The following is a 13,981-nucleotide window of genomic DNA, read 5'->3' as shown; positions in this document are numbered from 1 at the left end:
GCACCGGCATATCTCCGGTGCGATTTCGTCATAATAACGATAGTAAAATCGCCTTCTGTACGTGAAGCCGATTTCCGGCCTGTTGGAAGACAAACGAATTTGGTCCATCAATCACATCGGCTGTTACTTCTTCATCGCGGTGGGCTGGCAAGCAATGAAGAAACATATAATCAGGTTTTGCATGTTTTGCTAATTCGCAATTGACTTGAAACGGTTGAAACACCGCAAGACGCTGCTCGCTTTCTTGTTCTTGCCCCATGCTCGTCCATACGTCTGTATAAATGATGTCCGCGTTGGTGACCGCTTCGACTGGATTATGCGTGACTGCAACATTCGCTCCTGTTTGTTTTCCAATTTGCATTGCCGCATTTACATACTTCTCTTTTGGCTCATAACCAGCCGGGCAAGCGATCACACAGTCCATGCCAACTTTTGCAGCCGCAATCATAAGCGCGTGTGCGACGTTGTTGCCATCACCGACATAGGCAAGTTTCAATCCTTTTAACGTGTTCTTCACTTCATAAATCGTTAATAAGTCAGCCAGCGCTTGACACGGGTGATCATCATCGGTCAGTCCGTTAATAACCGGAATCGTCGCATATTCAGCGAGCTCCTCCAATTTTTGATGAGCGAATGTGCGAATCATAATCGCGTCAACATATTGCGATAATACTCTCGCCGTATCGGCGATCGTTTCTCCTCGTCCAAGCTGCAAATCATTGCTATTTAAATAAAGCGCACTACCACCGAGCTGGGTCATTCCCACCTCAAATGATACTCTCGTGCGGGTGGATGGTTTTTCAAAAATCATCGCTAACGTTTTTCCAACAAGCGGAGTATACAATTGTCCGGCAAGCTGTTTTTGCTTTAATTCCTTGGCAAGTGTCAACAAATAATGAATATCTTCTGTTGAAATGTCCATTAATGTTAAAAAATCTTTTCCTTTTAATGAAACGACTGTTTTCATACAATCACCGCTTTCTCGATTTGTTTTTTCTTTTCAAGCCATTCTTGAATGGATAAAACAGAAAACTTTTTCACACCGACCGCTTGTAAAAAGAGACAGAACGTTTCGATTTCTGTAAACGTCATAATTTGCCGGGACAACGCAAGCATTCTATATTGGCTGTTTCCGTCTTTTTGCAAATCTAAAAACGCTAACGCTTCCTTTCGTTTTATCCATTCGGAAAACGGTATGTCGGAAACAATGATTAATTGTTTTTCCTTTATAATTTGAAGAAGTTCATCGCTTATTTCACCGTTCACATAAATTTCTCGTGCTTTATGTTTTTTTGCTAAATACGAATAAAACGCCTTTGCCGCCGCTTCTTCCATTGTTTTTGCAATGCTGATTCCTTCTCCCGTCGACTTCATTTCTGGTCCAACAAGCGGATCGACTCCCGGCAATTTATATGTCGAAAATACCGGATATTTTAAAACAATATATGGCAAGCTCGCCAAACGCCGCTGTTTTTCGTCAATGACATCGCTTAAACATTTCCCAAGCAATAATTTTGTCGCAATTTGCGCGAGCGGTATGCCTGTTGCCTTGCTGACGATCGGAACGGTCCGGCTTGCGCGCGGGTTCACTTCCAATACGTATACCTGATCGTTGGCAATGACATATTGAATATTCATAATGCCTTTAAATTGTAATTTCTTTACAATTTTTTCGGCGTACGTAATGATTTTGGATTGTTCTTCATCCGTAATCGTTTGCGCTGGCAGCATTGCATAGCTGTCTCCTGAATGTACTCCAGCCTTTTCCACATGTTCGATAATCGTCGGAAGTAAAATATCGTTTCCATCCGCAACAACATCGACTTCTGCTTCTTTTCCGTCTAAATATGCATCGATCAGCACAGGGTACGTAATTATTCGCTGCTCTAGCAGCGCGCATAATTGTTGTTCATTTTTCACAATGAACATTCCTCTGCCGCCAATGACATAAGAAGGACGAAGCAATATCGGATAACCGATTTTTTTGGCGTTCGAAATAAGTTCTTCTTCGTTATTTGCCATCATTCCCGGTACGTGCGGAATATCCAATTCTTCTAATAGCTGATAAAAACGATCACGATCTTCAAGCTGGTCAATCACATCATAAGTGACGCCGAGAAGAGTGATATTCGCTTCTTCGAGCCCTTTCACGAGATTAATTGCCGTCTGTCCTCCGAACTGAACAATGACTTTTTTAATCTGTTCCGCTTCTATCACGTTCAACACTTCTTCTAAAGTAAGCGGCTCGAAATAGAGACGGTCAGCCACAGCAAAATCAGTGCTGACGGTTTCCGGATTATTGTTCATCAATACCGTTTCATATCCTTCTTCTTGAAGTGCGTACACACTGTGGACAGAGCTGTAATCAAACTCGATTCCTTGCCCGATTCGAATCGGTCCTGCGCCAATAATCAATACTTTCTCTTTATCGCTTTTTTTCCGTTCATCTTCGCCGAAATATGTCGAATAGTAATAATCCGTTTCTGAATGGAATTCTGCCGCGCACGTATCGACCATTTTATATGCCGGAACGATGCCAAGTTGTTTTCGCTTTTCTCTTACGTCTTTTTCCTTCACGTTCCATACTTCCGCTAAAAACGCATCAGAAAACCCTTTTTCTTTCAACAGACGGAACGTCGATTCATCAATATGTTCTAAGCTCGTTTCTTTCGCTTTCTTTTCTAATTCGATCAGCTGATAAAACGAATGCAAAAAGAAACGGTCGATTTTTGTTAATTCATATACGGTATCGATCCTTTCTCCGCGACGGAACAATTCGAGAATCGCAAAAAAGCGGCGATCATCTTTTCGAACAAGCAGTTGTTTGAGCTCATCATCTGTATGGGAAGCAAGTTCTGGTAAATACAATCCGTTATTCGCACCTTCTAATGAGTAAACCGCTTTTTGAAACGCTCGTTCCATGTTGCGGTCAATCGCCATCACTTCTCCCGTCGCTTTCATTTGCGTGCCAAGCTGGCGATCGCCGAAAGGAAATTTATCAAACGGCAAGCGCGGAAATTTTACAACGACATAATCGAGTGCTGGTTCAAAGCTTGCGTACGTCGTTTTCGTTACTGGATTAAGAAGTTCCGCCAATGTATAGCCGACTGCTAATTTCGCGGCTATGCGTGCGATCGGGTATCCCGTCGCTTTCGATGCAAGCGCCGATGAACGGCTGACACGCGGATTTACTTCAATTAAATAGTATCGTTTGCTAAACGGATCTAGCGCGAACTGAATGTTGCATCCTCCAATGATACCGAGCGCCGAAATAATTTTGATGGCTGAAGATCGCAACATTTGGTATTCCTCGTCCGTCAACGTTTGCGATGGAGCAACAACGATAGAGTCACCGGTATGGATGCCGACGGGATCGACGTTTTCCATATTGCAAACAGTAATGCACGTATTCGTATGGTCGCGCATTACTTCATATTCAATTTCCTTATATCCAGCTACGCTTCGTTCAACAAGACATTGCGTAATTGGACTTTCCGCGAGTCCTTTTTCGACTAGATCAATAAATTGTTCCATCGTTTCTGCGATTCCCCCGCCCGTTCCTCCGAGTGTATAGGCGGGGCGAATAATGATCGGAAATCCGATTTTTTCGGCAAAAGCGACCGCTTCATCGACACTCGTAATAATTTCACTCTCCGGAACTGGTTCGCCTAATTCATACATGAGCGCGCGAAACGCTTCGCGGTCCTCTCCTCTTTTAATCGCTTCAATCGGAGTTCCGAGCAGTTTCACCCCATATTTTTCTAAAATTCCTTCTTCATGAAGCTGAAATGCTAAGTTTAGTCCCGTCTGTCCCCCAAATGTCGCCAATAGCCCGTCTGGTCGCTCTTTCGCGATAATCGCCTCCACGCTATCCACCGTCAACGGCTCAAAGTACACGGCATCGGCATGAACTTCGTCTGTCATAATCGTTGCCGGATTGTTATTCACTAAAATAACGCGGTACCCTTCTTCTTTTAAGGCAATACACGCTTGTGTGCCGGAATAGTCAAACTCCGCCGCCTGTCCGATGACAATCGGACCGGATCCGATGATTAAAATCGATTGCAGCGATGTATCTTTAGGCATATACTTTCTCTCCTTTTACTACCGTTTGCAAAAACTCGTCAAAAATATGGTTCGTATCGCTAGGACCTGGATGCGCCTCCGGATGATATTGCACCGATAAAATTGGTTTGTGGCGGTGTACTATTCCTTCGACGGAACCGTCATTGACGTTTGTAAATCGGATATTAAACGGGGTGTTGGCTAAACTTTCTTTCTTAACCACATAACTATGATTTTGTGATGTCATAAACACTTTTTGTTTTACCGTATCATACACAGGCTGATTTGCTCCCCGATGGCCGAAGCGAAGTTTTTCCGTGTCTGCGCCGTATGAAAGCGCCACTAACTGATGACCTAGACAAATCGCTAACGTTGGATAATGGTCAATAATTTGGCGAATGTTTGCTAACTGCTTGGAAAGTTGTTTTGGATCTCCTGGACCATTGGACAACACGATTCCATCCGGCTTCATTGATTCGATCATTTCAAATGAAGTATGGTACGGAACGACGGTAACCTTGCATCCCCGCGCTACCAATGACTGCAAAATCGATTTTTTGTAGCCAAAATCGATTAATACGAGATGAGGCCCGCCGCTTCCGTATGTTTCGATTTTCGCAGTCGACACATCATGAACAGGAAACGGGTTTTCATGAAATGCCGCCGTGTTACATGACGGTGAAACAGTAAGTTGTGCCATCATCGTCCCTTCATTGCGAATTTCCTTTACTAATGCACGCGTATCAACATGGGAAAGCAACGGAATATTCCATTGCTGCAAGTATTCCTTTAAGCTGTATTTCGCTTCGTAATGATATCCTTTGCTGCTCGCTTCATATACAATAACCGCCTGTACATGCGGGCGCTTGCTTTCAAAATCATCTGCGTTAATCCCGTAATTTCCGATTAACGGGTACGTAAACACGATGATTTGATTCTTATAAGAAGGATCGGTTAATACTTCTTGATACCCGGTCATGCCGGTAAAAAAAACGATTTCTCCGCTCACTTCTTCATTTGGAAGCGGCGATTCCAACTGTCCGACAAATGTCTTTCCGTTTGCTAAATGCAAATATGCTTCCATGAATGACACCTCATGCTCGAATTTTTATTTATATTACAGAATTTTTATTCACCTATTAAGGATAAAGACGCAGCTATCGACTACTTCGTAGCTGCGATTTTTTCTTTCTGTATTGTTTGTTTGATAATGCCTACCGCTTGATCTAATTCTTCTTTTGAAACGACTAGCGGCGGCAATAGCCGAATCACATTCGGACCAGCTGTTAATACAAGCAGTCCATTTTTGTGAATAAATGGGATTAGTTTTGTAATGTCCTCATCACATTCAATGCCAACTAATAACCCAAGTCCCCGAACTTCTTTTACTAGCGAAAATTCGCTTAATGCCTCTTGAAGCTTCGTTAAGAAATACGTTCCTTTTTCTTGTACGTCTTGTAAAAAGTCAGGCTGAAAAATCGTTTGCAACGTCGCTTTTGCGGCTGCCATCGCGATTGGATTGCCGCCAAATGTCGAACCGTGAACCCCTGCGGTAAACGTATCTTTCAAAAACGCTTTGCCAATCATCGCACCAACTGGAATGCCGCTTCCTAACCCTTTCGCACTTGTAATAATATCCGGTTCGATATCAAAATATTGATAGGCAAATGGTTTGCCAGTGCGGCCGATGCCGGTTTGCACTTCATCAACAATCAATAGCGCGCCGTATTGCTTGCAAAGCTCAGCTATTTTTTTCAAAAACGCTTTATCGGCCGGTCTGACTCCACCTTCTCCTTGAACAATTTCCACCATTACCGCCGCAACATCTTCGTTCATTTCGTTTTCCAGTGTTTCGATATCATTAAACGGCAGATGGATAAATTGTGGTAAAAGCGGGCCAAACCCTTTGTATACTTTTTCTTGTCCTGTGGCCGACATCGTCGCAAACGTCCGTCCATGAAACGATTGCTTAAATGTAATGACTTTATGTCGCCCCGTATGTTTGCGCGCTAATTTTAATGCCGCTTCGTTCGCTTCCGCGCCGCTATTGCAGAAAAACACATAATCGCCGCAGCTATTTGCCGCAAGAAGTTCCGCTACCTCTTCCTGAAGCGGAATGGTAAATAAATTAGAAACATGCCAAAACCGCTCAAGCTGTTCTTCGATCGCTTTCTGCACAGCAGGATGACGGTGGCCAAGATTACAGACGGCGATCCCGGAAACAAAATCCAAATACTGTTTTCCGTTTATATCGGTAACCGTCGTCCCTTCCGCTGATTGTATACAAATATTCCAACGGTTATATGTCGGAAATAACGCTCCCATTAATAGACCCCCACTTCGTTTCGAATCGTCGTTCCATGCAATTGCCCGTTTTCATAAAACGGTGTTTTCCCGCTTACGATCATCACTTCATGAAGCGATTCCGATAACGCGGCAATCGCTGCTTTTACTTTCGGAATCATTCCTCCTGTAATAATCCCTTCATTCATCATCCGTTCAATCACATCGATCGTTGCCTGTTCAACGATAGAACCGTTTCGCAAAATCCCCGGAACGTCCGTCACAAATAGCAATTGCGCCGCCTTGATCGCTTTCGCTACCGCCCCCGCTGCTGTATCGGCGTTAATATTATATTTTTGGCCATCCTTATCCGCACCGATCGGTGAAATGATCGGAATGTAACGTGATTTTAATAGCTGATGAACAAAATCGGCATTGACATTGACGACTTCCCCAACGTATCCGAGCTTCGCTAAATCGATTGGCGCCGCTTGCAATAAACAGGCGTCTACACCGGAAACGCCCACGGCAGGCAGCCCATGCTGCCGCAGCAATGCCACAAGCTGCTTATTTACCTTTCCTGCTAAAACCATTTCTGCTACTTCTAGTACTTCTTTTGTCGTTTTGCGCAAACCGTTCACAAATTCACTCGGCACGTTTAGCCGTTTTAGCATTTGTCCGATTTCCGGTCCGCCGCCGTGAACGAGAACAATGTTCATACCTTGTGCGTACATCTCTTGTAAACTTGTAAAAAACGACGGCGACAGATCACTTAACACGCTCCCTCCACATTTGATGACAATCGTCTTTCCCATCTCCCTCTCCCCTTATTACGTGCGATAACTCGCGTTAATTTTCACATAATCGTACGTTAAGTCACAGCCCCAAGCAACTCCTGTTCCGTTGCCGAGATGAAGATCTACTTCAATGATAATCTCATCATTTTGCAAGTAGGCTCTCGCTTCCTCTTCGGAAAATGGCTGCGGTTCGCTTCCTTTTAGCATGACAATCGGTCCCATCGAAATATCGACATTGTCCGGATTCACCATTGCATCTGCGTAGCCAATTGCACAGATAATTCTTCCCCAGTTTGCGTCAGCACCATAGACCGCCGTTTTTACTAAATTAGAGCCAACGATTTGTTTGGCGATTTTTTTCGCATCCTCGTCCGTTTTCGCCCCGTTCACGCGCACTTCAATGAGCTTCGCCGCCCCTTCGCCATCTTTGGCGATTTGTTTCGCTAAATCCTCACATGTTTTTTTCAGCGCTTCATAAAAGTTTTCCCAGTCTGGATGATCCGGCGTTAATTCCTTATTTCCGGCAAGTCCGCTCGCCATAACGATTACCATATCGTTCGTGGACGTATCTCCATCTACCGTAATTTGATTGAAGGATACATCTGTAATGGAACGAAGCGCTTCTTGCAATACCGGCGAAGAAATATTGGCATCGGTCGTCACAAACGCGAGCATGGTTGCCATATTCGGATGAATCATTCCCGAACCTTTCGCCGCGCCTCCGATCGTTACCGTTTTTCCGTCAATCGTTGTCTGATAACAAGCTTTTTTCATGACCGTATCAGTCGTTAAAATCGCTGTTTGAAACGCCTCCGCATTTTCCGGCAAGTCGCCTGGCTCTAATTTTTTCATTCCTTCCCGAATTTTCTCCATCGGCATAAATTCACCGATCACACCAGTGGAGGCGACCGCAACAAGATGCGGGGCAATGCTGAACTGTTGTGCGCATAATTCTCTCATTTCATACGCATCTTTTAATCCTCTTTCTCCCGTACACGCATTCGCGCATGCGCTATTGACGACTACCGCCTGCAATTTTTGCTCGGCCGCGATGCTTTGTTGCGTTACTTTCAGCGGGGCGGCTTGAAAATGGTTTTGTGTATAAACCGCGGCACAAGATGCTGGCACATCGCATACGATAACGCCCAAATCTTTTTTCGCGTAACGCAAACCGGCATGCACGCCTGCCGCTTTAAATCCTTTTGGAGTTACGACCGTTCCTTCCGCAATATAAGAAATTTTCGTTCCATGCTTTTCTTGCTTTGCGATCACCATCGTTTGATCTCCTTCCTTATGGATAAATCGGTGCTAACATAAGCCCGCTTTCTTCATCCCAGCCCATCATCACGTTCAAGTTTTGAATCGCCTGTCCTGCCGCTCCTTTGACAAGATTGTCGATGACGGAAACAACGGTAACTCTTCCCGTACGTTCGTCATAAGCAACTCCGATATCGCAATAGTTGGAGCCATACACTTCTTTTGTGGCTGGGAATTGTCCAGGCTTGCGAACGCGGACAAATTTCGAATCTTCATAACTTGTTTTATATAAATCTAGCAATGTCTCTAACGACAGCTCTTTCTTTGCTTTCGCATAAATCGTTGCCATAATTCCCCTTGTCATCGGAATTAAATGTGTGCTAAACGTAATCGGCTGAATGCGTTCATTCCAAGCTTTTAGCATTTGTTCGATTTCTGGAATATGTTGGTGAGAATTCACTTTGTAAATTTTGACATTTTCATTGACTTCTGAAAAATGGGTATTCAGCGAAGCTTTCCGTCCTGCTCCCGACACCCCGGATTTTGCGTCAACAATAATAGAATCTTCTTCAATCAACCGTTCTTTGACAAGCGGGGCTAAACCGAGCAGCGTAGCGGTCGGATAGCATCCCGGATTGGAAAGAAGCTGCGCCTTTTGAATGTCCTCTTTATTCCATTCCGTTAATCCGTATACCGCCTGTTGCAAATAGTGATCGGAAGCCGTTTGTCGCTTATACCACATTTCATATACCGATCTATCTTTCAAGCGAAAATCGCCGGATAAGTCAATCACTTTAACTCCTTTATCAATCAACGTTGGTGCAAGTGTGCTAGAAACGCCTGGCGGAGTAGCAAAAAAGACGACCTCGCATTCATCTGCCATTTGTTCGACATCGATTTTCTGAAGAATCGCTCCCTCTATTTCGCCAACATGCGGGAAGCTTTCGGAAAAATGGATGCCGTCTTGTGAAGAAGAATAAAGCGAACAGTGATGAACATGTGGATGATGCTGTAAAAATCTTAATAATTCTACACCGCCATACCCGGTCGCACCAATGATTGCAATATTCATGACAAGCCTCCTTGAACGAATTATCTTTCATGTAATTACCATTATAATACTGTATAAAAATAAAATCAAATGTATATTTAATTATTTTCTAAATATTTTTTAATCGTTTTTATAACTATTTCCGCAAAACACAATATTTGTTTCATGGAAAAAGTGTATTATACTCGGACACCTGTACATCATCGGACACACTAAATAAAAAAACGAGGTGCGTTCACTTACATACCTCGTTTTTATGAGTAAAGGACGATCATGGCAATAAGAAAATAAGCGGCGTTGGCAATTTCTAATATTCCTAATTTCATAATCGGCAGCGATTTGCCATATAAATAAACAGCCCGAACAACACTTGGCACATAGGCAAGAACAAATAACGGGTACCCGATGACAACGAGCGCGATCATTAATATTCCATGGTATCCCCATGACAACCATTTATACATCGGGTTTTTCTTTTCGCGAATCATTGTTTTTACGTAAAAGGTACTTCCGAGGAAAAAGAGAAAACAAAAAGCAGCTAGTTCAAACGCTTCTATCGTTAATTCCTCGCGCCCAACATAAAAGCTGGCAAGACCAGCAACACAAAAAACAATGATTGCCGCAACATCATTCCAAAAAGCACGTTCCTGCTTCCGTTTGGCATAAGAAAGATTAATTAGAAAGAACGGAAGCATCGCCGCTCCAAAATAAAATAAAGATGGCACATACCATAAACAAATAGCTAATATCACAGCGGCAATGGCAGTGTAGCCGTAAAACGACCACATGTACTCTTGTGTGCGTTTTAATTTTACCGCCATCAACAACGGATATGTCGCCAAGTATAAGAAAAACCATCCTACAAATAACGGCAGATGAAGCCATGTCAATCCGCCTGCATATGCGCCTAATACAAACGGAATGATCAGCATTGCCCATGCGCCATGTTGTTTCGGAACAATCCACTTTTGTTTTTGTCGGTTTTTCATAGATCTCATCCTCCGCTTACCGGTGGGATAAAGGCAACGATATCACCTGGCTGAAGTGTTTGATCATCGCGGGCATATTCCTCATTCACCGCGACCATCACTTGTTTCAGATCAATGTGATAACGCTTTTCTACTTCCTGCTTTAATGCATTTACCGTTTTGGGAACGTCAGGAAGCACCATACGCTCCTCTCCAATTGCTTCCTGTAAATGCGCAAAAAAGAGAAGTGTGATCATTGTAAATCCTCTCCTTCCGGCTTTCCTGTTGGATACGCTTTCGTCCCTAATTGATTGCCAACCCATTCCGTTCCATCTTCCCAATGTTCTTTTTTCCAAATCGGAACAATTTGTTTAATGCGCTCAATCGCATATCGGTTTGCCTCATACGCGTCGTTGCGGTGCGGCGACGAAACGGCGATGGCGACAGCGATATCGCCGATATCCAGCCTGCCGATTCGGTGCGTAATCGCCACTTTCGTTTCTGGCCATTTTTCTCGAATCTCCTCCCCGATTTGTTCTAGCATTTTTTCCGCCATCGATACGTACGCTTCGTATTGTAAAAATAAGGTCCGCTTTCCGTTTGTCCATTCGCGCACCGTTCCCATGAACGTGGTCACCGCTCCGGCTTCGGGGCGCATTACTTTTTTTACCACATTCTCAATGGAAATCGGCTTGTCCGTAATCATAAAAAGGCGTTCCTTCATTCGTTTTTTCTCACCTCATTCATTAACCAATGTAAATAACTTTCCTCATCATCGATGAAAAATAAAGGATATGGAATGAAAGATAGCCGCGAAGAAGATTCCCACGTAATAACGGCAATAATATTAGACAACTGTGACAGCGAATCCCAATCGTCCTCGTTTCGCAGCATCACAACCTTTTTATATGATTCATGTTTGTAGCCTTCGACAAGTACGAAATCAAGCGGCAAAAGTTCATATAATGATAAAATTTGCGCTAGCGGCCATGCAGGCTGCCATGCGTGAAGCTCGAGCAAACCGCCGCCTTCCACTGAAACGGCAACTGCTCCCGCCTGCTCGTGGCGCTTTGAATCCGTATAGGAATCGTTTCTTTCAGGATAACCGCCGTGTCCGTGATGTTTCACTGTTCCGACACGATATCCTTCGGCTGCCGCGATTTTTATCCATTTTTCAATAAGCGTCGTTTTGCCGCTATTTTTATAGCCAACCACTTGCCAAACGTTCATATGTCACTTCCTTCCTCATCTTCTAGCAGCCATACATCGACGGTATCCCCTTTTGCAAATCCTCGCGTCCCTCCAGGCAGCACCATCAGCGCATTTGCTTTTGCCAGCGATGTGACTATATTCGATTTATCTGTCCCAACAGGCGACACGGTTAACCGGCCATCTTCGACCGCCACATAACTTCTAACAAACCGGGTAAACGGATTCGGTTTAGGAAAGTCTGCCATCAACGTTGCCGTCGCTTTCCGTAAATACGGTTTTGGCGAAAATAGACGCGTCCGTACGGCCGGACGTACAAACAACTCATATCCAACGTAACATGCCGAAGGGTTGCCAGATAGACCAAACAACAGTTTTCCATTGAGCTGCGCAACCGTCGTCACGCTTCCCGGACGCATCGCGACTTTATTAAATAACACTTCTGCCCCAAGGCGTTCATAAATGGCCGGCAAATAATCGTAATCTCCAACCGAAACGCCGCCCGTTGTGATGAGAAAATCAACTTGTGGCAGCGCCTTTTGTATTGCTGTAAAACATGTATCCACATCATCGGCTAATTTTCCAAAATAAACTGGCTCCGCGCCGCTGCGTACTACTTGCGCCTGAATCATATAGGCGTTGCTGTTGCGAATTTTTCCGGGAACGAGCGGCTCAGATACGTCCAAAAGCTCGCTGCCTGTCGCGAAAATGCCAATTCGCGGTTTTCTCGCGACTTTCACCCGAGCATACCCGAATGTCGCTAACAATGCTTGCACTCCTGGATTAATAAACGTTCCCTTTGGGACGAGCACCTCTCCTTTTTTCGCATCTTCTCCTTGGAACGAAATGTTATCTTCCGGTTGAAAGGGACGTTTGATCGACATATATGTTTTTCCGTCTCTCTCATATTGTTTCGCTAATTCCAGCATGACAACCGCATCGCATCCATCTGGAATTTGCGCCCCCGTCATAATGCGCACCGCTTGAAATGGTTGAACGGTCTTCGACGCTACTTGTCCCGCTCCAATCGTTTCAATCACTTCAAATTCTACGGGATTGTCAAGCTTTGCTTTTGCGGAATCAACAGCGCGTATCGCAAAACCGTCATATGGTGACCGGTCAAACGGCGGAACGTCATGGTCAGCGCGCAATTCTTCCGCCAAATACCGTCCATATGCCTCTTCTAATGAAACCGTTTCCACTTCTCCTGTTCCTGCATACTTCATGACTTTTTGGATTGCCTCTGTTACCGGAATAAGAGTTCGTCTTTCTTCCATGATTTTATCCCTCTTCCTGTATATTGGTTTCCATTTATGCATCCTTATTCCAAATGTATTGATATTATCAATCTTTCTATTCATTTTTTCAACTATATAAGTTAAACTTGAAAGTCCTGCTTCTTGCAGAAGATTAAGTTTGTAATCCATCTTGTTTTCTATTGTACGGAAACGAAAAAAATTCATTTGTGAGATTAATCACATTTTCTGGCTTCCTTTGCAGTTCAACATGATTTGTTCAAAATCTATTCATAAATATATGTGTGATATGCATCACGACATAGAAATAGAAAAGGAAATATACTTAGATTGTAACGATTTATAAAAAATGGAGGGGCCGATCATGGAAAAACGATTTACAGAACAATCGATCATCGGTGATATCGTAGCACAGTTTCCAAAAGCAAGCGATATTTTCAAAGCATACAAAATTGATTTTTGCTGCGGTGGACAGCGTCCGTTAAAAGAAGCGATACAAGAACGAAACTTAGATGGCAAAGCGATACTAGAACAATTAAATACTCTTTATGCACAATCACTTGAAAAAGATGAAAAAAATTGGTCGGAAGCTTCTTATAGTGAACTGATCGACCATATTATCCAAAAACATCACCGTTACCTGGCGGAAGAATTGCCTAATCTTAGCCCTTACGTAACAAAAGTGCTTCGCGTTCATGGGGTGCATCACCCGCATCTAGCACAAATTCATAAGTTGTTTAACGAGCTGAAAACAGAACTCGAGCAGCATACGATCAAAGAAGAAACTCATGCTTTCCCGCTTATTTTACAATTTGAAGAAACTCCGACTCCAGAAAACAGAGAAACGATGAAACAAGCAATTCGCGAACTTATCAATGAACATGATGTTGCTGGCGATATCATCAAAACGATTCGTGAGATTACAAATGACTTCACCCCGCCAGAAGATGCATGCCGGACGTACCATCTTGTCTACAACCGATTAGAAGCGCTAGAAGAAGATTTATTGGAACATATCCATTTGGAAAATAACATTTTATTTCCGCGTGTTCTTCATGAAACAGAAGCATCCCAATAAACAACAACCGGACTGCT

Annotated in this window: 13 protein-coding genes; 1 reads left to right on the top strand and 12 read right to left on the bottom strand. The window is 43.7% G+C overall.

Going from position 1 to position 13,981, the window contains the following annotated elements; all coding sequences use genetic code 11:
* Positions 1 to 28: 28 nt before the first annotated feature.
* The 12 genes from argF to B9L23_RS04400 all read right to left on the bottom strand — a co-directional run bounded on the left by argF (position 29) and on the right by B9L23_RS04400 (position 12,907).
* Positions 29 to 967, bottom strand: a complete 939-nt coding sequence (gene argF / locus B9L23_RS04455; protein WP_012749429.1) for an ornithine carbamoyltransferase — start codon at positions 965 to 967, stop codon at positions 29 to 31.
* Positions 964 to 4,086, bottom strand: coding sequence for a carbamoyl-phosphate synthase (glutamine-hydrolyzing) large subunit (locus B9L23_RS04450; protein WP_089096951.1), 3,123 nt, complete (start codon positions 4,084 to 4,086; stop codon positions 964 to 966). The genes argF and B9L23_RS04450 overlap by 4 nt, the downstream gene beginning before the upstream one ends.
* Positions 4,079 to 5,149, bottom strand: a complete 1,071-nt coding sequence (locus B9L23_RS04445) for a carbamoyl phosphate synthase small subunit (RefSeq protein ID WP_062679123.1) — start codon at positions 5,147 to 5,149, stop codon at positions 4,079 to 4,081. Before B9L23_RS04445 ends, B9L23_RS04450 begins: the two co-directional genes overlap by 8 nt.
* Before the next feature lie 80 nt (positions 5,150 to 5,229).
* Entirely contained in the window at positions 5,230 to 6,390 is a 1,161-nt protein-coding gene (locus tag B9L23_RS04440) for an acetylornithine transaminase (RefSeq protein ID WP_089096950.1), read from the bottom strand.
* Positions 6,390 to 7,163 carry an acetylglutamate kinase gene (gene argB / locus B9L23_RS04435; RefSeq protein WP_012749425.1) on the bottom strand — a complete coding sequence of 258 codons (774 nt, stop codon included), beginning with the start codon at positions 7,161 to 7,163 and terminating at the stop codon, positions 6,390 to 6,392. The genes B9L23_RS04440 and argB overlap by 1 nt, the downstream gene beginning before the upstream one ends.
* 15 nt (positions 7,164 to 7,178) lie before the next feature.
* Complete coding sequence (gene argJ / locus B9L23_RS04430; RefSeq protein ID WP_012749424.1) at positions 7,179 to 8,420, bottom strand: bifunctional ornithine acetyltransferase/N-acetylglutamate synthase; 1,242 nt, start codon at positions 8,418 to 8,420, stop codon at positions 7,179 to 7,181.
* Positions 8,421 to 8,436: 16 nt separating this feature from the next.
* On the bottom strand, positions 8,437 to 9,474 hold the full coding sequence (argC, locus tag B9L23_RS04425; RefSeq protein ID WP_062679127.1) for an N-acetyl-gamma-glutamyl-phosphate reductase: 1,038 nt from the start codon (positions 9,472 to 9,474) through the stop codon (positions 8,437 to 8,439).
* Between the two features lie 233 nt (positions 9,475 to 9,707).
* Positions 9,708 to 10,442, bottom strand: coding sequence for a YwiC-like family protein (locus B9L23_RS04420; protein WP_089096949.1), 735 nt, complete (start codon positions 10,440 to 10,442; stop codon positions 9,708 to 9,710).
* Positions 10,443 to 10,447: 5 nt separating this feature from the next.
* Positions 10,448 to 10,678 carry a molybdopterin converting factor subunit 1 gene (gene moaD / locus B9L23_RS04415; RefSeq protein ID WP_012749421.1) on the bottom strand — a complete coding sequence of 77 codons (231 nt, stop codon included), beginning with the start codon at positions 10,676 to 10,678 and terminating at the stop codon, positions 10,448 to 10,450.
* Complete coding sequence (locus tag B9L23_RS04410) at positions 10,675 to 11,145, bottom strand: molybdenum cofactor biosynthesis protein MoaE (RefSeq protein ID WP_062753773.1); 471 nt, start codon at positions 11,143 to 11,145, stop codon at positions 10,675 to 10,677. The genes moaD and B9L23_RS04410 overlap by 4 nt, the downstream gene beginning before the upstream one ends.
* Positions 11,142 to 11,651 (bottom strand): molybdopterin-guanine dinucleotide biosynthesis protein B, encoded by a 510-nt coding sequence (mobB, locus tag B9L23_RS04405; RefSeq protein WP_089096948.1) that lies wholly within the window; start codon positions 11,649 to 11,651, stop codon positions 11,142 to 11,144. Before mobB ends, B9L23_RS04410 begins: the two co-directional genes overlap by 4 nt.
* Positions 11,648 to 12,907 (bottom strand): molybdopterin molybdotransferase MoeA, encoded by a 1,260-nt coding sequence (locus B9L23_RS04400; RefSeq protein WP_089096947.1) that lies wholly within the window; start codon positions 12,905 to 12,907, stop codon positions 11,648 to 11,650. The genes mobB and B9L23_RS04400 overlap by 4 nt, the downstream gene beginning before the upstream one ends.
* A 343-nt stretch (positions 12,908 to 13,250) precedes the next feature.
* Here B9L23_RS04400 and ric point away from each other — a divergent pair, with 343 nt between their 5' ends.
* Positions 13,251 to 13,964, top strand: a complete 714-nt coding sequence (ric, locus tag B9L23_RS04395; protein WP_089096946.1) for an iron-sulfur cluster repair di-iron protein — start codon at positions 13,251 to 13,253, stop codon at positions 13,962 to 13,964.
* The last annotated feature ends 17 nt before the right edge of the window (positions 13,965 to 13,981 follow it).

Source organism: Parageobacillus galactosidasius (assembly GCF_002217735.1).
Taxonomy (GTDB): domain Bacteria; phylum Bacillota; class Bacilli; order Bacillales; family Anoxybacillaceae; genus Parageobacillus_B; species Parageobacillus_B toebii.
Note: the sequence above shows the minus strand (reverse complement) of the source record. Positions and strands in the feature narration are given on the sequence as shown.

Coding starts and splice junctions, on each gene's coding strand:
- argF (WP_012749429.1), bottom strand. CDS start 967: ATGAAAACAGTCGTTTCATTAAAAGGAAAAGATTTTTTAACATTAATG.
- B9L23_RS04450 (WP_089096951.1), bottom strand. CDS start 4,086: ATGCCTAAAGATACATCGCTGCAATCGATTTTAATCATCGGATCCGGT.
- B9L23_RS04445 (WP_062679123.1), bottom strand. CDS start 5,149: ATGGAAGCATATTTGCATTTAGCAAACGGAAAGACATTTGTCGGACAG.
- B9L23_RS04440 (WP_089096950.1), bottom strand. CDS start 6,390: ATGGGAGCGTTATTTCCGACATATAACCGTTGGAATATTTGTATACAA.
- argB (WP_012749425.1), bottom strand. CDS start 7,163: ATGGGAAAGACGATTGTCATCAAATGTGGAGGGAGCGTGTTAAGTGAT.
- argJ (WP_012749424.1), bottom strand. CDS start 8,420: ATGGTGATCGCAAAGCAAGAAAAGCATGGAACGAAAATTTCTTATATT.
- argC (WP_062679127.1), bottom strand. CDS start 9,474: ATGAATATTGCAATCATTGGTGCGACCGGGTATGGCGGTGTAGAATTA.
- B9L23_RS04420 (WP_089096949.1), bottom strand. CDS start 10,442: ATGAAAAACCGACAAAAACAAAAGTGGATTGTTCCGAAACAACATGGC.
- moaD (WP_012749421.1), bottom strand. CDS start 10,678: ATGATCACACTTCTCTTTTTTGCGCATTTACAGGAAGCAATTGGAGAG.
- B9L23_RS04410 (WP_062753773.1), bottom strand. CDS start 11,145: ATGAAGGAACGCCTTTTTATGATTACGGACAAGCCGATTTCCATTGAG.
- mobB (WP_089096948.1), bottom strand. CDS start 11,651: ATGAACGTTTGGCAAGTGGTTGGCTATAAAAATAGCGGCAAAACGACG.
- B9L23_RS04400 (WP_089096947.1), bottom strand. CDS start 12,907: ATGGAAGAAAGACGAACTCTTATTCCGGTAACAGAGGCAATCCAAAAA.
- ric (WP_089096946.1), top strand. CDS start 13,251: ATGGAAAAACGATTTACAGAACAATCGATCATCGGTGATATCGTAGCA.